This window comes from Leisingera sp. ANG-Vp (assembly GCF_000813725.1).
Lineage (GTDB): Bacteria > Pseudomonadota > Alphaproteobacteria > Rhodobacterales > Rhodobacteraceae > Leisingera.
Genome location: NZ_JWLD01000085.1, coordinates 26,191 through 47,435 on the forward strand (window position 1 = coordinate 26,191; position 21,245 = coordinate 47,435).

Here is a 21,245-nt window from a genome sequence, read left to right on the forward strand (position 1 = left end):
CGTTATCCTCTTACGTGCAGGATCACGCGCTGGGTGAACTCGGTGCCGTTCTTGGCCCGCGCCACCATGCGGATGTTCCAGTTGCCCGGACCAAGTTCCGCCGGAGCGACATAGGCCTGGCCGTCAAAGGTGAACGCTGGCTGCTGGTCGTCCTGCACATGGGTGGCCCGGCCCAGGGTGGCGCTCAGCTTGGCGACCTCTACCGGGTTTCCATCCGCATCGGTGATCTCCAGCTTCACCTGATCGCCCGCCGAGGAGGCATAGACCGACCAGCCCAGCGCCTCCTGCGCAGAACGGCGCACGTCAAACTCCTGGCTGGCGATATAGGAATTCTTCACCTCCAGCCCCGGGAAGGTCTTCACCGCGTTCACCGCCAGGGCGATGTTGACACTGATGATGATGGCAAAGGCCCCGCCAAAGACCATCAGCATATGCTTGCCGGTAAACTCACGTTCGCGCTTGGCCATGGTTCAGTTCCCCTTGCCGTTAAAGCTGGTGTCCTTGTAGGCCCGTTCCCCGTTTATCAGATCCTCGACCCAGATGCGAACCGGGGTGCTGTCTGTGTGCGACGGTGCCGAGCCCTTGGAGGAGACGATATAGACCCGCTGCAGCAGTGCCGTATCGGCAGGCACGTTGACTGAGTGGTAGACGGTGCCTTCCAGTTGCAGCCGCATCGCCGGGTCGCCTTTGATCGACAGTTTGAACACCCGGTCTTCGCCGTGCTTGTTGCGCAGGCGCACGTCATAAGTGTTGCGGATCGAGCCGTCGGACAGGGTCACATAGGTCGGGTTGCGTTCGGGCGCCACCGTCAGCTCGATGTCCGCGCGGATGAACAGGGCAAACAGCAGCCCGACGCCGACCAGCGACCACAGGCTGGTGTACATGATGGTGCGCGGCCGGAAGATGTGTTTCCAGACGTTCTTGGACGGTTTGCCCTCGCGCTCCGCCGCCTCATCCGAGGCCGCCATATAGTCGATCAGCCCGCGCGGCTTGCCGATCTTGGCCATCACGTCGTCGCAGGCGTCGATGCACAGGGCGCAGGTGATGCATTCCATCTGCTGGCCGTCTCGGATGTCGATGCCCATCGGGCAGACGTTGACGCAGGCCATGCAATCGATGCAGTCGCCGTGCTGGGTGCCCGGCGCATCGGTTTTACGCGCCTTGCCGCGCGGCTCGCCCCGCCATTCGCGGTAGCCGACGGTCAGCGTGTCCTCATCCATCATCGCGGCCTGAATGCGCGGCCAGGGGCAGGCATAGATGCAGATCTGCTCGCGCGCGAAGCCGCCGAACAGGAAGGTGGTCGCCGTCAGCACCAGCATGGTGGAATAGGCGATGGGATGCGCGTTCAGCGTCACCAGGTCATAGGCCAGCGTCGGCGCGTCGGCAAAGTAGAACACCCAGGCGCCGCCGGTGGCGAGGCCGATCAGGAACCAGGCCACCCACTTGGTCATGCGCAGGCGCGCCTTGCGGAAGTCCATCTTCTTCTGCCGGTGCAGGCGCAGGCGCGCGTTGCGGTCGCCCTCGATCCAGCGCTCCACCAGGATGAACAGGTCGGTCCAGACGGTCTGCGGGCAGGCATAGCCGCACCAGACCCGGCCCAGCGCCGAGGTGAACAGGAACAGCCCCAGCCCCGCCATGATCAAGAGGCCCGCCACAAAGTAGAACTCATGCGGCCAGATTTCGATCCAGAAGAAATAGAACCGGCGCCCTGCCAGATCGAGCAGCACCGCCTGATCCGGCAGGCTGGGCCCGCGGTCCCAGCGGATCCAGGGGGTCAGGTAGTAGATCCCCAGCGTCACCGCCATGATGTACCATTTCAGGTTCCGGAAGGGCCCGGACACGCGGCGCGGGAAGATCGGCTCCCTGGCGGCGTACAGGCTGGGGGCGGGTTCGGATTCGCTCACGGACTCTCTCCGTCTTGTGGCTGTCTCGCGCCCTTGTCACAGAAGCGGCGGCCGGGAACTTTGACGTGGATCAAAAAGCGTATCACACAATCATGTTTTCCAGCCGGAGCCTCCGGCACCGGGCGGCAATGCGCCACTTATGCTGGCGCCGCCGGCGCCGCCAGAGGCAAGTTGCCGCGGTGGCAGCCGCTGCCAAAGGCACGGAAACACCGGGGCGGTCACGCTTTGAACACAATTATAAATAGAATGCTAACGGTCTGCGCATCGCATTGCCGTTGCGCGCCTTCTGTTTTGCAATAAATCTGATTGTTCAAAGGATACCCCATGCCAATTGCCCAAGCACCGCAGGCTATTGCGCCATTGCTGGACCCTCTGGAAAAGCTGGCTCCCCTTGCCGCAGCCGGGCTGGTGCTGACCGGCACCGCAGGAGACGATTCGCTGACCGGCGGCAGCGGAGACGACCACATCACCGGTGGCGGCGGTGCCGATACGCTGGAAGGCGGCGAAGGCAACGATACGATCATCGCGGGCCCGGGCCAGCCGGTCCTGGTTGACGGCGGCGATGGGGATGACCACCTGACAGTGACAGACGTGACTGGCAGTTCTGGGTTCGCAGGCGTTTACGGCGGCGCCGGAAATGACACGATCGCCGCCAGCTTCACGGGCGGCAGCACGCTAATCGATCTGGAAATCCAGGGCGGCGCAGGGGATGACCTGATCCTTTTGTCAGGGCAGTTGCCGGGCCAACTCAAAATCGATGGCGGCCTCGGGCAGGACACGATCCGGCTTGGCAGTGACATTCAGCTGTCCAAATTCGAAGGCAGCTGGAACGGCTGGAATGAAGTCGAAGCTGATGTGTTCGATTTCAATGGCTTCATCATCAGGGGGTCAAGACAGGACGACTTTGTTTTCCTGGACTACACCACCGCAGAGAATCCAGGCGCAATCCGGCTGGGCGCGGGCGACGACACGATAAACGCCTCTGACACCGCTGACCTGATCTATGGCGGCAGCGGTGATGATGAGCTGAACGGCTACGGCAGCAATGACACCTTGCGCGGCGGCAGCGGCAACGACGATCTGTATGGCCTTACCGGCAACAACCAGTTGTCCGGCGGCCGCGGCGACGACCGCATCAACGGCGGCGATCAGGCGGACACTATCCATGGCGGTGACGGTCATGACATGGCCATTGGGCTGGAAGGCGACGATTTCATATTCGGCGGCCACGGCAGCGACTCGATGTGGGGAGGGGACGGCGACGACAGGATCGAGGGCGGCCGCGGCGGCGATCATCTGATTGGCGGCGCAGGCAACGACACCCTCATCGGCGGCGGCGGCAAGGATCGTTACGGCTTCGAGGACAACGGCGGCATAGATGTCATCGAGGATTTCAACCTGCATCTCCCGGGCGAGAAAATCTCCTTGCGGTGGGTGAGCCGGATCAAGGGCTTTGGCGATCTGATGGACAACCATGTCTCAGAGCGCGGCGGCCATACCGTAATCGACGATGGCGCCGGAACGGTGATCATCTTGCGCGGCATCAGCATGGATGACCTGAACCGGGGCGACTTTATGTTCTGAACTGCCGGCAGTGCGCGGGGTTCGTTCCGCCTAGCCGGCATCCCGCTCCCGCCGGAGCCAGGCAATGAATTTCCTGGCCTCCGGCCGCAGCACCCCCTGACGGGTGGCGATGTGGTAGCCGCGGCCGTCGGCCTCGTTGAACAGCTCCACCAGCCGCCCGCTGGCCAGGTCCGCCTCGACAAAGTGGCGCACTGTGACCGCCACCCCCTGCCCGGCATAGACCGCCTGCATCAGCAGATTGCCCGGCATCTGCGTGCGCGGCCCGCGCAAAGCCTCCTGCACCCCGTGCATCTGCAGCCAGTGCGAGGCCTCGGAGGTGCCCAGCTCCTCCAGCCAGGGATAATCCAGCAGGTCCGCAGGCGAGGCCACCTGCCGCCCGTCCAGCAGCTCCGGCGCGGCGATCACCGCAATCGGCGAGGCCAGCAGCATCTCCGCCTCCAGCCCCGGCCAATTGCCGTTGCCGTAGCGCAGGGCGATGTCCACACCGCCCGGCTTCAGCTCGACAATGCCGCCAACGGGATCAAGCACCAGCTCAAACCCCGGGTTCTCTGCCTGGAACCCCGGCAGCCGCGGCATCAGCCAATGGGTGGCAAACATCGGCGTGCACGTGATGTGCAGGGGCCGCGCCGCACCGGCCTGGGAGATCTCCTGCAGCGCGGCCTGTATCGCCCCGAACCCCAGCTGCAGCGCCCGTGCCAGATGCGCGCCCTCTGCCGTCAGCGCCAGCGCCCGGCCGCTGCGGTCCAGCAGCGCCGTGCCCAGATGCCCCTCCAGCGCCCGCAGCTGCTGGCTGATGGCAGCATGGCTGACATTCAGCGCCGCGCCCGCCTGCACCACATTGCCGCTCTCCGCAAAGGCTGCAAAGGCCCTGAGAGCCGCCATCGGCGGCATGCTCATCCAATCCATATGTAATTCCTACTTACATAATGCGATTTTTCCTGACTCGCAAATTCACAGCCGGAACGCAAGTATCGAGGCAGACGCCAAGATTGGAGGCCGAAGAAATGTCAGGAGTTTTTGCACGCTGCCTGTTCCTTGCAGCCCGGATCAACCCGCCCCGCTTCCGCGCGACACATACACCCGGACACAGCGGCAAATCCCGCTGGACGCCGCCGGATCACCGGGCGCGCCGCAAGACCACCGGCCCCGACAAGACCCAGTTTTAGAAACCCCAAATAGGAGGCACTCGCAATGTTAGGTATCTTTGCCCGCAGCATGTTCACCGCAACCCGGATCACCGCCCCCCGAATCCCCGGGGAAAAATCCGCGCCCTCGGGACGCAAACACCGGTGGGCAGCGCCCGCCCACTGGCGCCGCAGCTGCAAGGACGGGCTGAACCAGGCCGGCTACTGAGCCCGGGAGATTTGGTATTTGCCAGGAAGAAAAAAGCGCCGGTTTTCCAGGAAACGCGCGAACAGATCGGAAAACCGGCGCATGACCCGCGCAGCCTGCACGTAGGCCTTGCGGGATGTCTTGCCGCCCAAAAGGGGAGGGCTAGGCAGCAATGCTTCTCATCTGTGTGTTTACCCCCTGTGCGCGGGCAAGAACTTGACACGGATCAAACCGGCACGGAAATTTGCCGGTTTCCTGCAAAAAACTACTCTCACTCTATGGCCAAGGGAGAGAATGGAGAGAGACAGGCAGACGACCGCGCGCCGCTGTCCGCAGCTGAGATTGGCGCGCTGGCGCATTTGTACCGCGGCGAGGTCTACCGCAGCGTGATGTGGCGCACCCGGCTCGACATTACCACCAACTGGGCGGTGGTGACGCTTGGGGTGGCGCTGTCGATCTCATTTTCCTCGCCCGAGGCCTCGCCGCTGCCGCTGATCCTGGTCGGCATCCTGATCATCTTCTTCCTGATGCTGGAGGCGCGGCGCTACCGGTTCTACAACGTGTTCCGCGCCCGCGCCCGCTGGCTCGAAAAGCACTTCTATGCGCCAATGCTGCACGACGGTGACCTGCATCTGGAAGAGAACTGGCAAAAGGTGCTGGCGCATGATTACGCCGCACCGGATTACCATATCGGCATGCTGCAGTCGGTCGGACGGCGGATCAAGCGCAACTATCTTTGGGTGCTGCTGATCCAGTCTCTGGCTTATGCCGGCAAGATCGCGGTGCATCCGGCACCGATCGAAACCTTCGATCAGGCGCTGGCCCGGGCCGAAATCGGACCGCTGCCGGGCGCAGCGGTGATTGCCTGCGGTGTCCTCTATGTGATCAGCTGGAGCTGCATTGCCCTGTGGAGCAGCCGCTATGACCGCTACGGTCTGGGGATAAACGCGGAAACCGCAGGCATCCCAATCCTGCGCAGACCTGGCGAATGACGCAGGCCTGCCCCGCGGCTGCGCGGCTCACCCGTCCTCGCGGCGGGCTACAAGGGTAAAGCTCATCGGCAATTGCGCCTCCTGGTTCTCATAAACATCAAAACAGGTTTCCCGGTTGGAATGGGCATGCTCCTCGAAGCGGGAAACCTGCAGGCCTGCTCGGATCAGCGCCATGACGATACCGCTCAGCGTATGACTGTGCCAGTAAGACGGCGGCGCAGCTTGTTTTGCGCTGCCGTCATAGGTGATCGCCTGCTCTGCCACAAAGGGCCCGGTGCTGAAATAGGAATAAGCGGGCAGATGCGGGGTCTCCGATTCCGGTTCGAACATTTCCAGAAAGGGATGGGTTTCATAGATCACCAGCCGCCCGCCTGGCCGCAGCAGCCCGGCCACGGCCTGGAAGAACCGGCCCAGGTCCGGCATCCAGCCCAGCACGCCGATGGTGATCACTGCAAAGTCGAAATCGCGCCGGATGCCGTCCGGCAAAGCGTAAATGTCGGCGCACAGGAAGTCGCAGCTGGCTCCGGCAATGTCTTTCAGCAAAGCGGCCTGCTTGAGAAACTCCGCCGACTGATCAATACCCAGGCAGCGCTCAGCCCCGAAGGCGGCAAGAGACAGGGTTTCGCGCCCGTTGTTGCAGCCGACCTGCACACCGGACAGCCCTTGCAGCTCCAGCCCGTCCAGGGTCCGTGTCATAGTCGCGTCAAAGGTGGAAAACCCGGGCTTTGCAAACCCCTCAGCCAGTTCCTGCCACAGCGCATTGCCATGATGCAGCCGGGCCGAGGCGTCCCAGGCGGCGCGGTTGGCAGCCACTGCCATTTCAAGTTCAGCAGATTTTTCAGACATAATACTCTCCAAAAATATCCGGCCACTCTCCGGCTGCTGCACGGGCCTGTCAAATACCTTTCAAGACGCCCTGCCCTGGTCCCGGAAGCAGGGCCGCCCGCGGGCGGCCCCGGCCGGATGCCAGTCAGCCCGGTGTTGCCAGCCGGACGTCTCCGCCGTGCAGGAAACAGGCTTTGGAGAACAGCGACAGATCCAGCGGATTGGGCAGCCTCACGTCCGCCAGGCCCGGCATCTGCGCGCCGCCGTCATCAAAGGCACGGGTAATCTGCGAGATCAGCACAATCACCGCCCCGGAGCGCTGCGCAAAGGCGCTCAGGGCTTCAGCTTGCACCGCCAGTTCCGGCTTGCTGCGCTGCTGGTCCATGATCTGCAGGTAATCCACAACCGCAACAGTTCCGCTGCGCGTTCCGGCCAGCCGGGCAATGATGTGATCGGCGCAGATCCCCTCCGAAGCATCTACTGCGACTTGCGCGGTTTCCTCTGCCGTGCCGCCGAGACCGGAAAGCCGGGCGCGGGCCTGGGCTTCTGTGTACTCCAGCGTAAAGAATGCGGCAGACTGCCCAGCCCGCACGGTTTCAAGAAGCAGCTCGAGCCCCAGCAGGGTTTTGCCCTGGCCGGGCCGGGCTGCCAGCAGCACCAGGCCGCCAGGCGGCAGCTCGTTCAAAAGCCTGCCGGCCTTTGTTGCCGGAGCGGCAGCTGCGGCCAGATGGCTCCAGGTCTGGAACCCTTCCTTGCGGGCGATCCCGTCCAGCGCCGCATGCAGCGGCACGCCGGACTTGCGCGCCAGCTCCTTGGCCCGGCGTTTCAGGCGGAACACTGGGGATGACAATCTCATGCGAGAACCTCCTCTATCGGGCGGAAACCGCAATCCCTCCTGATGCGCTGCCCAACAAAAGCAGATTCATGATCAAAAGCCCCGCATGCCGTTTGCTTCCCCATCCGGGAGGGCGGAGGCCCGGGCCAGGCCTGTGCCTTATTGCTAAATCAGCCACTCCGGGTTCTCAAGCCGCGGAAAGGAAAAAGGGCCGCCAAACGGCAGCCCCTCCTGTGTTCCAGTTGAACCGTTCCGGTTTATTCGCCGCCGCCCAGCTGGTGGACATAGGCGGAAACCGCGCGGATCTGCGCCTCGGTCAGGCGGGTGTTCCAGGCCGGCATCACGCCATAGCGCGAGTTTCTGACGGTCTCGGTCAGGCTGGCATAGTCGCCGCCGTAGAGCCAGATCGCATCGGCCAGGTTCGGCGCACCCTGCTCGCGGTCGCCGGTGCCGTCATCAGCGTGGCAGGAGGCGCAGTTGTCGGCAAAGAGCACCGCGCCCGCTTCCACCTGGGACGCATCCTGCGCTTCGCCCGACAGCGACATCACGAAGTTCACCACTTGGGAGATCTCTTCGCGCTCCAGCAGTTCATCGCGGCCAAAGGCAGGCATCTCCGAGTAGCGCGCATCGTCGCTGTCCTCGTTGCGGATGCCGTGGGCGACGGTGGCGTGGATGTCCTCCACCGAACCGCCCCAGAGCCAGTCGTCGTCCAGCAGGTTCGGATAGCCCTTGGCGCCGGCCGCACCGGACCCGTGGCACTGGGCGCACCAGGTCTTGAACACCGCATCGCCTGCCGAGACAGCATAGGAGTTCAGCTCCGGATCTGCAGCAATTGCAGTCAGTTCCGTTGCCTCCAGCTTGGCGTTGACCGGCGCGTTGGCTTCTTCCACAGCAGTGATTTCAGCCGCCACGTCGCCGCGGGTCGACCAGCCCAGGATGCCTGCGGTGGCCGAGTTGACCAGCGGCCAGGCCGGATAGGCGATGGTGTAGAGCACGCCCCAGATGATGGTGGCGTAGAAGGTCCACAGCCACCAGCGGGGCATCGGGTTGTCGAATTCCTCGATCCCGTCCCACTCATGGCCGGTGGTGTTCGGATCGCCCTCGAACTTTTGCGATTTCTTGCTCATGGCCTCGCCTCCTTAGTCGCGGCGGGTTTGTCTGCATGCCGGAACGGGATGTTCGCGGTGTCCTCGTAGGCTTTGGTGCTGCCCGGGCGGAATGCCCAGACAATGATCCCAACGAAGACGGTGAACAGGAACAGCAGCATCCAGCTGTCTGCAAATTCCCTCAGGAGCGTATAGAGTTCCATCCTCTCCCTCCTTAGCGGCTTGCGTCCGGGGTGAAGGTCGAGAAGTCGACCAGCGTGCCCAGCATCTGCAGATAGGCGATCAGCGCGTCGGCCTCGGAGACACCCGGCTGGCCGTCGAAGTTGCGCACGTTGACCTTCTCGCCATAGCGCTCCAGCAGCCCGTCATAGTCGCTGTCCGGATCGGCCTGGGCGCGGAAGTCGCGCTGCGCCTGCTCGACCATCTCGTCGCTGTAGGGGGTGCCCAGCAGCGCGTTGGTGGCCATGATCTCGCCGATGTATTTGCCGTCGATCTTCTTCTCTTCGAGGAAGCCGTATTTCGGCATCACCGATTCCGGCACCACGGCCTGCGGGTCGCGCAGGTGGTCGACGTGCCACTCATCCGAGTAGCGGCCGCCCACGCGGGCCAGGTCCGGCCCGGTCCGCTTGGAGCCCCACTGGAACGGCCGGTCGTACATCGACTCCGCTGCCAGCGAGTAGTGGCCGTAGCGTTCGACCTCGTCGCGCATCGGACGGATCATCTGGCTGTGGCAGACATAGCAGCCTTCCCGGATGTAGACCTCGCGGCCCGCAAGTTCGAGCGGGGTGTAGGGACGCATGCCCTCCACCTCTTCGATGGTGTTCTCCAGGTAGAACAGCGGTGCGATCTGCACCAGTCCGCCAATGGTCACGACCAGGAAGCTGCAGATCAGCAGGAGGGTCGCATTGGTCTCGAGGATTTTATGTTTGTCGAGAATTGCCATCTCTCCGGCCCTCCTTATTCAGCCGGGACCTGAACCGACAGGCTGGCCTCTTTGGCCGGGGCCCGGCGGACGGTCATCCACAGGTTGTAGCACATGATGATGGACCCCGCGAGGAACATGACCCCGCCCAGACCGCGCACCACATACATCGGGAACTTCGCTGCCACAGTGTCGGCAAAGGAGTTCACCAGGAAGCCATTGGCGTCCACTTCGCGCCACATCAGGCCTTCCATGATACCGGTCACCCACATCGAGGCCGCGTAAAGGACGATGCCGATGGTGGCGAGCCAGAAGTGCCAGGAGACGAGGCTGAGCGAGTAGAGGCGCTCACGCTTCCACAGCACCGGCACCAGGTAGTAGAGGGCGCCAAAGGTGATCATGCCATTCCAGCCGAGCGCGCCGGAGTGCACGTGGCCAATGGTCCAGTCGGTGTAGTGTGACAGCGAGTTCACCGCGCGGATCGACATCATCGGGCCTTCAAAGGTGGACATGCCGTAGAAGCCGACAGAGATCACCATCATCCGGATCACCGGGTCGGTGCGCAGCTTGTCCCAGGCGCCCGACAGAGTCATCAGGCCGTTGATCATGCCGCCCCAGCTGGGCATCCACAGGATTACTGAGAACACCATGCCGAGGGTCGAGGCCCAGTCCGGCAGCGCGGTGTAATGCAGGTGGTGGGGACCTGCCCAGATATAAAGGAAGATCAGCGCCCAGAAGTGGATGATCGACAGCTTGTAAGAGAAGACGGGACGCTCAGCCTGCTTCGGGATGAAATAATACATCATGCCCAGGAAGCCTGCGGTCAGGAAGAAGCCCACGGCGTTGTGGCCGTACCACCACTGCACCATCGCATCCTGCACGCCCGGCCAGACGATCACGGACTTGGAGCCCCAGATCGACACCGGAATGGTCAGGTTGTTGACCACATGCAGCATTGCCACGGTGACGATGAACGCCAGGTAGAACCAGTTTGCCACGTAGATGTGGGGTTCCTTGCGCTTGATAACGGTGCCCAGGAACACGGCCAGATAGGCGACCCAGACGATGGTCAGCCACAGGTCGACGTACCATTCCGGCTCGGCGTATTCCTTGGACTGGGTGCCGCCCAGCAGATAGCCGGTTGCCGCCAGAACGATGAACAGCTGGTATCCCCAGAACACGAACCAGGCCAGGTTGCCGCCCCAAAGGCGGGCTGCCGAGGTCCGCTGCACCACATAGAAGGAGGTTGCCAGAAGCGCGTTGCCGCCAAAGGCGAAAATCACTGCCGAGGTGTGCAGCGGACGCAGGCGGCCGAAGTTGGTGAACCCTTGGGCCCAGTCGAAGTTCAGCACCGGGAAGGCCAGCTGGAACGCAATGAATGTGCCCGCCAGGAACCCGACCACGCCCCAGAAGGCGGTTGCAATTGCACCAGCGCGCACGACGCTGTCGAAATACTCGTTTTCCACCCCGGCAACAGCTTTTTTCGGCTCATCGGTGTGGCGCAAAGTATAGAGGAACAGCCCGCCGGCCACGATCATCACGATGACCGCATGCACCTGGTAAGCCAGATCCCGCGCGTAATTGGTGCCGATCATCGCGAAAAGCGTGACCAGACCAAGCGCTATCAGCTTGATATAGTTAGACATCTTGCGTCCCTTTGCCATGCCTGCGCGAATCTTGAATCGCAGAGGCGTTTTTAGACTGGGCCCTTCATGCAAAAGGCACCCCGTTGCTGCCTTGATCTGCATCAAGACATTTCCAAGCGGTATGTGACACTTGTTCCCCTGCAGTGAAAAACGCCGCGCCGGGGCCATGGGGGTCCGCGGCGCCGGATACGCCGGGAGGTGTCATGTCCTACAAGTCCTTGCTTACCGTCCTAACTTCTGCGGAAACCGCAGCGGCGCCCTTGACTCAGATTGCGGCGCTGGCCGAGGAGTTCGGTGCCCATGCCGATGCGCTTTGCCTCGGCGTCGACCGCACGCAGACCGGGTATTACTATGCCGGCGCCAATGCTTTGGTGCTGCAGGAAACCCTGGCCCGGGCGCAGGAAGAGGCCGAAGAAGTCCAGGCGCTTGCCGAAGAGGCGCTCAAGCGGTCGGGTGTGCCGTTTGCCACCGACAGCGGCATTGCCCAGATCGCAGATCTGGGCCGTCATGTCGCCCAGCAGGCGCGGTTCTCCGATCTGGTGGTGCTGGGCAAGCCCTATGGGCCGGGCAAACGGGCGGAAGCCGAGCCGATCATCGAATCAGCTCTGTTCGAAGGCCGCGCGCCGGTGCTGGTGGTGCCGGACAAGGGCACGCCCATGCAGCGGCCGAAGACGGTTCTGGTGGCCTGGAACGAAAGCATCGAAGCGATGACTGCAATCCGCCGGGCAATGCCGTTTCTGAAAGGCGCCGATCTGGTGCGCATTGCGGTGATCGATCCGCCGCAGCACGGGCCGGAACGCTCCGACCCCGGCGGCCTGCTCGCCCAGATGCTGGCGCGTCACGGGGTGGCCTGCGAAATTGACGTGCTCAGCAAGACGCTGACCCGGGTGTCGGATATCCTCAACCGCCATGCCACCGACACCGCAGCAGATATGATCGTGATGGGAGCCTACGGCCATTCCCGGTTCCGCGAAGCGATCCTTGGCGGCGCCACCCGCAACATGCTGGAACAGGCTGCGGTGCCGGTGCTGATGGCCCACTGATCTGCTGCCCCCCGGGCGGCGGCCATGCCCTCCCGCCCGGCTCCGGCCATATGAAAAATGACCTCTGCCCCTTGGGCCAGGCTCAGCGCCAAAGGCGCTGAGCCTGGCCCAAGGCCGCCAGCGGGTCCGGCAAAGCCGGGCACGCGCGGGCGCGGGAGCGCTTCCGGCAGTTTTGCAAGGCTGGAAGCCTCAGTCTGCGCCGCCGCTCCAGGCAAATTTGCGCGCCTGGGCCACGAACTGCTGCACCGCTTCCGAATCCTGCCGCCCGGCGGCCACCGACAGCAGCACGCTGCGCTTCATGTCCTCGCGCGCCAGCGGCACTGTCGCAATCCCATCCATCACCACCGAGTGGCGCGGCAGGATGGTCACCCCCTGCCCGGTCTTGACCAGATACTGGATCCAGTCTTCCCGCTCGCTGCGGACCGAGATCCGCATCGGCACATTCTCCCGCACCGCCGTGGCCAGGAAGGTGTCGCGGAACTCGCAATGCAGCCGGTCCAGGTAGGAGAGCCGGGACAGATCCTCCAGATCCACCTCCGGCCGCGCCGCGTAAGGGTGATCAGCGGCGCAGGCCATCACCATGTCCTCGGTATAAAGCTCGATGTGATGCAGCCGCCCGGCGTCAGAGACCGGCGCCCCCAGAATGGCCAGGTCGACCCGGCCGCTCAGCAGGTCCTCGCCGATTTTCATGGCAGGCACATCGTGCAGAGTGATCTCCACATCCCGGTGCTCGGCCAGATAATCCAGCATGAACGGCGACAGCCGGTAGGGGCCCACTGTGCACATCACTGCAATTTCCAGCGGCTGCACGTTGCCGCTGCTGATCCGCCGCGCCTCGGCCTCAGCCGAAGCCGCGCTGCGGGCCACCTCCGCCAGATGCAGCGCCATCGCCCGCCCCAAGTGGGTCAGATGCGTCAGACGGCCTTCGCGCCGGATCAAACTTCCGCCCAGCTCCTCCTCCAGCTTGCGGACCGCCTTGCTGAGCGCAGGCTGCGAGACCCCGCTGCGCCGGGCGGCCTCGGAGAAGTTCAGGGTGTCAGCCAGCAGCAGAAACTGGCGGATGCGGCGTAAATCCATGCGGGTCCTCCTGCCGCCAGTAAACGGCAATTCCCGGCGAATGTGCAGTTATGATTTTCATAACCCAAGGCCCGGCCGCGCTTTCCTACCTTTGTCCCAGCCCATTCCGGAACACAGCCAAGGACATGCCGATGACCCGCGAAAACGCCAAATCCATCCTCCTCGCCGCCCTCATTCTGTTGACCGCCCTGATCATGGCCGCGATTGCCGGGGGCACTGTCTTTGCCCAGTCCGGCGCGGTCCGCCAGGCCGGTTTCACGGATCAGGGCGACGCCGTCCGCCCAGAGGGCTACCGCCGCTGGGTTTTCGTGGGCAGCCCGCTCACGCCCAACGCGCTGAACGGCGGCGAGGCGCCCTTCCCCGAGTTTCACAATGTCTATGTCGAGCCCACCGCCTTTGACCGCTATGCCGCCACCGGCACCTGGCCCGAGGGCACTCAGATCGCCAAGGAGCTGGTAATGGTGCAGACCGATGACAGCACCGATGAAGAGACCGGCGCCAATGCGCAGGTTTCGGGCATCGGCTATTTCCAGGGCGATTTCGTGGGGCTGGAGCTGCTGGTCAAGGATACCGCCCGCTTCCCGGATGAACCCGGCGGCTGGGCCTTCTTCTCCTTTGGCCACAGCGGCGAGCCTTATGCGGAAACCGCAGCGGCTTTCCCCACAGAAGCCTGCAATGCCTGCCACGAGGCCAATGCCGCAGATGACTTTGTCTTTACCCAGTTCTACCCGGTGCTGCGCGCAGCGAAGCCCTAAGCGGCTTTTCCCCACACGCAAAGCGCAGCGCAGATCCCCAAGGGTGCGGCCCGGCACTCTTGGGGATTGTTCAAGTAAAAAGGTGTCTGAGGCTGGATCAGCCCAGGAAGCCGCCGTCGCTGTCGTCGCCGGCTTCTTCCATCAGGCGGCGCATATCGGGCACCGTCACATGCCGCTTGCCTTCCAGCTCGATGATGCCGTCCTTCTTCAAGGCAGAAATCTGGCGGCTCACGGTTTCAAGCGTCAGGCCGAGGTAATCCGCCATCGCTTCGCGGGTCAGCGGCAGGTCAAAGACCATCCTGTTGGTGGCGCCGCCCGGCGTCAGCGTGGCATCGCGCCGTGCAATGATGGCCAGAAGGCTCGCGATCTTCTCCCGTGCTGTCTTGCGGCCCAGCACCAGCATCCACTCGCGCGCCGCGTCCAGCTCGTCCAGAGTCATTTCCAGCAGCCGGTGGGCAATATGCGGAGTGCGCTCCATCAGTTCTTCGAACGGCTTCTTGCGGAAGCAGCACATCACCACATCGGTGGTCGCCGCCACATCATAGGCCGCGCCTTCACGGCCCGGGCGGCCGACAAAGTCGCTGGGCAGCAAGAGGCCCACCATCTGGGTGCGCCCGTCCTCCATCGTCTGGGTCAGCGAAGCGATCCCGGACACCACTGAGCCAACGAAGTTCATCACATCGCCCGACCAGATGATCGGCTGGCCGGCCTCATAGGTCCGGTAGTACTTGATCCCATCCAGCTCCTCCAGCTCATCTGCGTTGCAGCGGGCACAGACGGCACGGTGGCGGATCGGGCAGTCACCGCATCTGGCTTGAGAAAGGGCTGGAGCGTTCATTAAGCGTTCCCGGTTGATCTGGGTCAAGGATGATGGTCGCGCGTTCCCATAACGGTAATTGAATGGATCAGAAAGCTCAATTGGCCAAACTCGGTTTGTTTGACGCCAAAGTGCCGCGCTATACCAGTTACCCGACTGCACCGCATTTCGGTGAAACCACCGATTCTGCCGTGTTTTCGGGTTGGATTTCAAACATTTCCCCTGGCAGCAGCATCTCGCTTTATGTGCATGTGCCGTTCTGCCGCAGGCTGTGCTGGTTCTGCGCCTGCCGGACCCAAGGCACCCAGTCGGACGCGCCGGTCGAGGCGTATGTCGAGGTTCTGAAAGCCGAAATCGCCTTGCTGCGGCGGCAATTGCCCGACGGCATCACCCTGTCGCGCCTGCATTGGGGCGGCGGCACACCGACCTTGCTGAGTGCCGACCTGATCCGGGATCTGGCATCCTCCATTACCCAAGCCATGCCGCTGGCGCCCAGGGCCGAGTTCTCGGTCGAAATCGACCCGAACGAAGTGGGCGACCGCCGCCTGGACGCGCTGGCCGAAGCAGGCATGACCCGTGCCTCGGTCGGGGTGCAGGATTTTGACAGCACCATTCAGCAGTCGATCGGGCGGATCCAGAGCTTTGAGACCACCCGCCAGGCGATCGGGATGCTGCGGGCGCATGGGATCGAAAGCCTCAATGCCGACATCCTCTTTGGCCTGCCGCATCAAACGCCGGCGCGGATGACCGAAAGCGTGCAGAAGCTGTTGTCGCTGACGCCGGACAGGGTGGCGGTCTACGGCTATGCCCATGTGCCCTGGATGGCCGGGCGGCAAAGCATGATCCGCTCGGACACGCTGCCGACGCCTGAAGCACGGCTGGAACTGTTCGAGACAGCACGCCAGCTGTTCCTGTGGGACGGCTACAGGGACATCGGCATCGATCACTTTTCGCGGCCCGAAGACGGGCTTGCCATCGCGCAGAGAACAGCCCGGCTGCGGCGCAACTTTCAAGGCTACACCGATGATCCGGCAGAGGTGCTGATCGGCATCGGCGCCTCGGCGATTTCGCGGTTCCCGCAGGGCTATGCGCAGAATGCGCCGGGCACGTCGGCCTATGTCCGCGCAATCCGCGGCGGGAGGTTCGCCACCGCCCGCGGCCATGCCTTTGGCGGTGAAGACCTGCTGCGGGCCCGGCTGATCGAGGCTCTGATGTGCGACTTCCGGATCAGCCGCGATGAAATCCTGTCGTGCTTCCCGGTGTCCGCTACGGCGCTGGATGCGATGTTTGCCGAAACCCGCGCTGCTTTTCCGGGAATGATTGCCCTGTCACCGGCAGGTCTGGAAATCCGCAAGGAAGCCCGCCCGCTGACCCGCATGATCGCCCGCAGCTTTGATGCGTATGACCTCAGCAAGGCAGGCCACAGCACCGCCATCTGACCCTTGTGCCGCAGTCTTGCACACTGCAACCGGGCTCCCGCCCGTCGCCGCTGCGCCAAGGCGCATCGCTCCCGTTGGGCCAGGCTCAGCGCCGCCAAGGGTGCGCTGGCGCAGCCAGGGCGTCCTGCGGGCGCGGGAGTGCGCCGGCTGCGCATGTGACAGCCTGTCTTGAAAGAGGGCAATGGCAGGTCAGTCGAACTGCCGCAACTTATGGGTGGTGCGCCGGCTGCGCACGTCTATATGCGGCACAGCCTGGCAGCAGGTTACCCCGCGGCCGCCAGCAGCCTGCGGGTATACTCGGCCTGCGGCCGGGCAAACAGATCCTCCGCTGCGCCCGTTTCCACCACATCGCCCTGGTTCATCACCACCACCTGGTGCGACATCGCCCGCACCACGTTGAGGTCGTGCGAAATGAACAGATAGGCCAGCCCATAGCGCGCCTGCAGGTCGCGCAGCAGCTCAACGATCTGCACCTGCACCGTCATGTCCAGCGCCGAGGTCGGCTCGTCCAGCACCACCAGTTTGGGGCGCAGCACCATGGCGCGGGCGATGGCGATGCGCTGGCGCTGGCCGCCGGAGAACTCATGCGGATAACGGTCCATCGCTGCGGGATCCAGCCCCACCTCCTGCATCACCTCCGCCACCAACTCGCGGGTGTCGCGGTGCTGGTCGACCTTGTGGATCGCCAGGCCTTCGGAAATGATCTGCGCGCAGGTCATCCGAGGGCTGAGCGAGCCGAAGGGGTCCTGAAAGACGATCTGCATATCCTTGCGCAGGGCACGCAGATCCCGCGTGGACCATTTGCGCAGGTCCTGTCCGCGGAAGGAGACCTCGCCCTCAGACGCGATCAGCCGCATGATGGCCAGTGCCAGGGTGGTCTTGCCAGAGCCGCTCTCGCCCACAATCCCCAGCGTCTCCCCTGCCCGCACAGAGACCGACATCGGGTTTACCGCCTTCACATGGCCGACGGTGCGTTTCAAGAGGCCGCGCTGGATCGGGAACCAGACCTTGAGGTCCCTGGCCGCAACCAGCTCTTCTGCGCCTGCCTCCACCGGCTGGGGCTGGCCCGAAGGCTCTGCCGCCAGCAGTTTCCGGGTATAAGGGTGCTGCGGATTGGCAAAAATCTCTGCCGCCGGGCCTTCCTCGACAATCTCGCCGTCTTTCATCACGCAGACCCGGTCGGCGATGCGGCGTACGATGCCGAGGTCATGGGTGATGAACAAGAGCCCCATGCCCTCGCTTGCCTTCAGCTCTGCCAGCAGATCGAGGATCTGCGCCTGGATCGTCACATCCAGCGCAGTTGTGGGTTCGTCCGCAATCAGGATGTCCGGCTTGTTGGCCAGCGCCATGGCGATCATCACCCGCTGCCGCTGCCCGCCCGACAGCTGATGCGGATAAGAGGTCAGACGGTTTTCGGCGTCGCGGATGCCGACCTTGTTCAAAAGCTCCAGGATCCGGTCCTGCGCCGCCTGCCCGGTCAGCCCCTGATGCAGCGCCAGCGATTCCGCCAGCTGGCGTTCGATGGTGTGCAGCGGGTTCAATGAGGTCATCGGCTCCTGGAAGATGAAGCTGATGTCATTGCCACGCACCTCCATCAGGTGCTTTTCGCTGGCGCCGACCATCTCGGTGCCGTTGTAAGCGACCGAGCCCTCGACGATGGCGCTGTCACCCAGCAAGGACACGGTGGAGAGCGCCGAGACCGATTTGCCGGAGCCGGACTCGCCTACCAGCGCCACCGTCTCGCCGCGGTCCACGGAGAAGGAGACGCCGCGCACGGCCGGGCTGATCCTGCCGTCCTGGCGGAAGGAGACGCGGAGGTTTTTGACGTCCAGGAGAGGGGCCATCAGCTCGGTCATAACTCTTTCCCTTGCGTTCTCTTGCTGAGAGCAGCGCCCGGCCGCGGGCGGAAGCATAGCACCCGCCGTTTTGCCGGAGGCAAACCTTCGGTTTGACGGGGGCGGCCGGGCGCTGCCTGGCCTGCGGCCAGGCGGAACACTTCAGTATCGCCTAGCCCTCTCATGAAAACGTCTTCCTCGGATCAAAGGCATCGCGCACGCCCTCAAAGATGAAAACCAGAAGCGACAGCATCACGGCGAAAGTGAAAAAGGCGGTGAAGGCCAGCCAGGGCGCTTCAAGGTTCTGCTTTGCCTGCAGGGTCAGCTCGCCCAGCGAAGGCGCCGAGGACGGCAGGCCGAAACCCAGGAAATCCAGCCCCGCCAGCGCCGAAATGGTGCCGGTCACAATGAAGGGCAGCATGGTCAGGGTCGCCACCATCGCATTGGGCAGCATGTGGCGGAACATGATGGTCATGTTGCCGACCCCAAGCGCCTTGGCCGCACGGACGTACTCCAGGTTGCGGGCCCGCAGGAACTCGGCCCGCACCACCCCGACCAGTGCCGTCCAGCCGAACAGGATCATCAGGAACACCAAGAGCCAGAAACTGCGGCCCAGGATCGCAAACATGATGATGATCACATAAAGCGTCGGCGTCGAGCTCCAGATCTCGATGATGCGCTGGAACACCAGATCCACCCAGCCGCCGAAATAGCCCTGCACGGCGCCGGCCAGGATGCCCAGCACCGTAGCGGCCCCCGTCACGATCAGGGTGAACAGGATCGACAGGCGGAAGCCGTGGATCACCCGCGCCAGCACGTCGCGCTTGGTGTCGTCGGTGCCCAGCAGGTTCTGGCCGTTGGGCGGCAGCGGTGCCGCGCCTGGACGGTCGACGGTGGTGTTGTAGCTGTAGGGGATCGGCGGCCAGAGGGTCCAGCCTTCCTCAAACCCCTCCGCCGTATAAGAACCTGCGTCGATCTCCCCGATGATGCCTTCGGGGTCGTCAAAGCAGTCCTCAATGCCGCCGGAGCGGATCAGGCATTCCACCTCGGGGTCGCTGTAGATCGCCTCGGTCTGAAAATCGCCGCCGAATCTGGTCTCCGGGTAGAACTTGAACACCGGCGCATAAATTTCGCCGCGGTAGCTCACCAGGATCGGCTTGTCGTTGGCGATGAACTCGGCAAACAGCGACAGCGTGAACAGCACTGAGAAGATGATCAGCGACCAGAAGGCGCGCTTGTTCTTGCGGAAATTGCTCCAGCGGCGCTGGTTCAGAGGAGAAAGCGCCATCAGTCCAAGCTCCTGATAAGGTCCTGCCCGGCTGCAAGCCGGGCCGCGCCGACCCGCCCCCATGGGGCGGCGCGATTGCGCCACCCCGCGGGTCTCTGCGACCCTTTGCGCTCAATGATGAAGGACATCCCTCAGCCCTCCCGCTTTTCAAAATCGATGCGCGGGTCGACCAGCACATACATCAGGTCCGAGATGATGCCGACCACCAGGCTCATCAGGCCAAAGATGAACAAAGTGCCGAAGATCACCGGGTAGTCGCGCGCCACCGCGGCCTCAAACCCCAGCCGGCCCAGGCCGTCGAGCGAGAAGATCGTCTCGATGATCAGCGAGCCGGAAAAGAAAATGCCGATGAAGACCGAGGGGAAGCCCGCGATCACGATCAGCATCGCGTTGCGGAACACATGGCCGTAAAGCACCCGGTTCTCGCTGAGGCCCTTAGCGCGGGCAGTCATCACATAGTGCTTCTTGATCTCATCCAGGAAGGAGTTCTTGGTCAAAAGCGTCAGCGTTGCAAAGGCGCCGATGGTCGAGGCCACGACCGGCAGCGCGATGTGCCAGAAATAATCGCCGATCTTGCCCAGGAGGCTGAGGTTCTCCCAATTGTCCGAAGTGAGCCCCCGGAGCGGGAAGATCTGCCAGTAGGAGCCGCCGGCAAACAGCACCAGCAGCATGATGGCAAACAGGAAAGACGGGATCGCATAGGCCGCAATGATCACGCCGCTGGTCCAGGTGTCAAAACGCGAGCCGTCGCCCAACGCCTTGCGGATGCCCATCGGGATTGAGATCAGATAGGCAATCAGCGTCGACCAAAGGCCGAGCGAGATCGAGACCGGCATTTTCTCCAGCACCAGATCGGTCACGTCGATCTTGCGGAAGTAGCTCTCGCCGAAATCGAACTGCAGATAGTTCCACAGCATGGTCAGAAAGCGCTCCAGCGGCGGCTTGTCGAGGCCGAACTGCTGCTGCAGTTCCTCGATCAGCTCAGGCGGCAGGCCCTGGCGGCCGGCATAGCTTTCGTTGGCGCTGATGGCCTCGGTGCCGGTGTCGCCGCCGCCGCCGGCAAAGCCCTCGAACACGTCGCCGCCGCCTTCGATCTGGGCGATGATCTGCTCAACCGGGCCGCCGGGCACAAACTGCACCAGGGCAAAGTTCACCAGCAGGATGCCGAACAGCGTCGGAATCACCAGCAGCAGGCGGCGGAGGATATAGGCTGCCATCGGGCGGGCTTACCGCAGCGCGCCGGAGGCTTTGAGTTCAGCCTCGCGGGCCTGGTCGATCCACCACAAGTCCAGGAAGCCCGGGCTATAGGGCGGCAGGTTCTCCGGCTGGCTGTACATGTCCCAATAGGCGATCCAGTTCACGTCCAGATACCAAGTCGGCACCGCAAATCGTTTGGCGCGCAGCACACGGTCCAGGGCGCGGGCATTGGCGCGCAGATCTTCCAGTGTCTTGGCTTCAATGACGCCGTCGATCAACGCGTCGACCGCCGGGTCAGCCAGACCTGCGGGGTTGAACACTGAATACTCATGCGCTTCGGAGCCAAACTGCTGCTTGAGACCGGTCGAAGGTTCCAGGGACATCGGATATGCAGAAGAAATCATGTCGAACTGCTTTTCCCGGCGACGGCTGGCGAACTGTGCAGAATCCACCCGGTTCACCACAGCATCCAGCCCCATGGTTTTCAGATTGGTGACATAGGGCTGCACGATGCGTTCGATGGTCGGTCTATCGACCAGAAACTCCAGCTTGAACACCTCGCCCTCCGCGTTGCGGCGCAAGCCGTCATCGCCGACGGTCCAGCCCGCCTCATCCAGCAGTTTCATTGCGCGGCGCAGGTTGCGGCGG

At 63.4% G+C, this 21,245-nt stretch carries 21 protein-coding genes; 6 read left to right on the top strand and 15 right to left on the bottom strand.

Annotated features, from left to right (window positions below):
* Positions 1–2: 2 nt before the first annotated feature.
* Together RA20_RS22110 and ccoG are read right to left on the bottom strand one after the other, a co-directional pair.
* Complete coding sequence (locus RA20_RS22110; protein ID WP_039134021.1) at positions 3–467, bottom strand: FixH family protein; 465 nt, start codon at positions 465–467, stop codon at positions 3–5.
* A 3-nt stretch (positions 468–470) separates the two neighbouring features.
* Positions 471–1,904, bottom strand: a complete 1,434-nt coding sequence (gene ccoG, locus RA20_RS22115; protein ID WP_039134024.1) for a cytochrome c oxidase accessory protein CcoG — start codon at positions 1,902–1,904, stop codon at positions 471–473.
* A gap of 324 nt (positions 1,905–2,228) precedes the next feature.
* Here ccoG and RA20_RS22120 point away from each other — a divergent pair, with 324 nt between their 5' ends.
* Positions 2,229–3,488, top strand: a complete 1,260-nt coding sequence (locus RA20_RS22120; RefSeq protein ID WP_052249128.1) for a calcium-binding protein — start codon at positions 2,229–2,231, stop codon at positions 3,486–3,488.
* Positions 3,489–3,518: 30 nt separating this feature from the next.
* On the opposite strand, the gene RA20_RS22125 is transcribed toward RA20_RS22120, so the two are convergent.
* Entirely contained in the window at positions 3,519–4,394 is an 876-nt protein-coding gene (locus RA20_RS22125; protein ID WP_039134027.1) for a LysR family transcriptional regulator, read from the bottom strand.
* A gap of 98 nt (positions 4,395–4,492) precedes the next feature.
* On the opposite strand from RA20_RS22125, the gene RA20_RS25915 reads away from it, so the two are divergent.
* Positions 4,493–4,654, top strand: a complete 162-nt coding sequence (locus RA20_RS25915; RefSeq protein ID WP_193748900.1) for a hypothetical protein — start codon at positions 4,493–4,495, stop codon at positions 4,652–4,654.
* 444 nt (positions 4,655–5,098) lie between these two features.
* Complete coding sequence (locus tag RA20_RS22130) at positions 5,099–5,812, top strand: DUF2270 domain-containing protein (protein WP_052249129.1); 714 nt, start codon at positions 5,099–5,101, stop codon at positions 5,810–5,812.
* A 27-nt stretch (positions 5,813–5,839) separates the two neighbouring features.
* Here the strand turns inward: RA20_RS22130 and RA20_RS22135 are convergent, their stop codons facing one another.
* The 6 genes from RA20_RS22135 to ccoN form a co-directional block, all read right to left on the bottom strand.
* Positions 5,840–6,658: a class I SAM-dependent methyltransferase gene (locus RA20_RS22135; RefSeq protein ID WP_039134030.1), complete on the bottom strand. Its 819-nt coding sequence runs from the start codon at positions 6,656–6,658 to the stop codon at positions 5,840–5,842.
* 124 nt (positions 6,659–6,782) lie between these two features.
* Positions 6,783–7,493 carry a DNA helicase gene (locus RA20_RS22140; RefSeq protein WP_039134033.1) on the bottom strand — a complete coding sequence of 237 codons (711 nt, stop codon included), beginning with the start codon at positions 7,491–7,493 and terminating at the stop codon, positions 6,783–6,785.
* A 236-nt stretch (positions 7,494–7,729) separates the two neighbouring features.
* Positions 7,730–8,599, bottom strand: a complete 870-nt coding sequence (ccoP, locus tag RA20_RS22145; RefSeq protein WP_039134036.1) for a cytochrome-c oxidase, cbb3-type subunit III — start codon at positions 8,597–8,599, stop codon at positions 7,730–7,732.
* Entirely contained in the window at positions 8,596–8,781 is a 186-nt protein-coding gene (locus tag RA20_RS22150; protein WP_039134039.1) for a CcoQ/FixQ family Cbb3-type cytochrome c oxidase assembly chaperone, read from the bottom strand. The genes ccoP and RA20_RS22150 overlap by 4 nt, the downstream gene beginning before the upstream one ends.
* Positions 8,782–8,792: 11 nt before the next feature.
* Entirely contained in the window at positions 8,793–9,521 is a 729-nt protein-coding gene (gene ccoO / locus RA20_RS22155; RefSeq protein ID WP_039134043.1) for a cytochrome-c oxidase, cbb3-type subunit II, read from the bottom strand.
* A gap of 14 nt (positions 9,522–9,535) precedes the next feature.
* On the bottom strand, positions 9,536–11,146 hold the full coding sequence (gene ccoN / locus RA20_RS22160) for a cytochrome-c oxidase, cbb3-type subunit I (RefSeq protein WP_039134083.1): 1,611 nt from the start codon (positions 11,144–11,146) through the stop codon (positions 9,536–9,538).
* 203 nt (positions 11,147–11,349) lie between these two features.
* Between ccoN and RA20_RS22165 the strand changes: the two genes are divergently transcribed.
* Positions 11,350–12,189, top strand: coding sequence for a universal stress protein (locus RA20_RS22165; RefSeq protein ID WP_039134046.1), 840 nt, complete (start codon positions 11,350–11,352; stop codon positions 12,187–12,189).
* A gap of 189 nt (positions 12,190–12,378) precedes the next feature.
* Here RA20_RS22165 and RA20_RS22170 read toward each other — a convergent pair whose 3' ends face one another.
* Positions 12,379–13,266: a LysR family transcriptional regulator gene (locus tag RA20_RS22170; RefSeq protein ID WP_039134049.1), complete on the bottom strand. Its 888-nt coding sequence runs from the start codon at positions 13,264–13,266 to the stop codon at positions 12,379–12,381.
* Between the two features lie 131 nt (positions 13,267–13,397).
* Here RA20_RS22170 and RA20_RS22175 point away from each other — a divergent pair, with 131 nt between their 5' ends.
* Complete coding sequence (locus RA20_RS22175; protein ID WP_241482314.1) at positions 13,398–14,021, top strand: cytochrome P460 family protein; 624 nt, start codon at positions 13,398–13,400, stop codon at positions 14,019–14,021.
* A 97-nt stretch (positions 14,022–14,118) separates the two neighbouring features.
* Here the strand turns inward: RA20_RS22175 and fnrL are convergent, their stop codons facing one another.
* Entirely contained in the window at positions 14,119–14,859 is a 741-nt protein-coding gene (fnrL, locus tag RA20_RS22180) for a transcriptional regulator FnrL (RefSeq protein WP_039134052.1), read from the bottom strand.
* 62 nt (positions 14,860–14,921) lie between these two features.
* On the opposite strand from fnrL, the gene hemN reads away from it, so the two are divergent.
* On the top strand, positions 14,922–16,277 hold the full coding sequence (hemN, locus tag RA20_RS22185) for an oxygen-independent coproporphyrinogen III oxidase (RefSeq protein WP_039134055.1): 1,356 nt from the start codon (positions 14,922–14,924) through the stop codon (positions 16,275–16,277).
* A gap of 263 nt (positions 16,278–16,540) precedes the next feature.
* On the opposite strand, the gene RA20_RS22190 is transcribed toward hemN, so the two are convergent.
* From RA20_RS22190 to RA20_RS22205, 4 genes are all read right to left on the bottom strand, one after another.
* Positions 16,541–18,121, bottom strand: a complete 1,581-nt coding sequence (locus tag RA20_RS22190; RefSeq protein WP_446720163.1) for an ABC transporter ATP-binding protein — start codon at positions 18,119–18,121, stop codon at positions 16,541–16,543.
* A 172-nt stretch (positions 18,122–18,293) separates the two neighbouring features.
* Complete coding sequence (locus RA20_RS22195; protein WP_039134060.1) at positions 18,294–19,400, bottom strand: ABC transporter permease; 1,107 nt, start codon at positions 19,398–19,400, stop codon at positions 18,294–18,296.
* 131 nt (positions 19,401–19,531) lie between these two features.
* Positions 19,532–20,617 (bottom strand): microcin C ABC transporter permease YejB, encoded by a 1,086-nt coding sequence (locus tag RA20_RS22200; protein WP_039134062.1) that lies wholly within the window; start codon positions 20,615–20,617, stop codon positions 19,532–19,534.
* A 9-nt stretch (positions 20,618–20,626) separates the two neighbouring features.
* Positions 20,627–21,245, bottom strand: a 619-nt coding sequence (locus RA20_RS22205) for an ABC transporter substrate-binding protein (RefSeq protein WP_241482315.1), incomplete at its 5' end; no start/stop codon positions are given.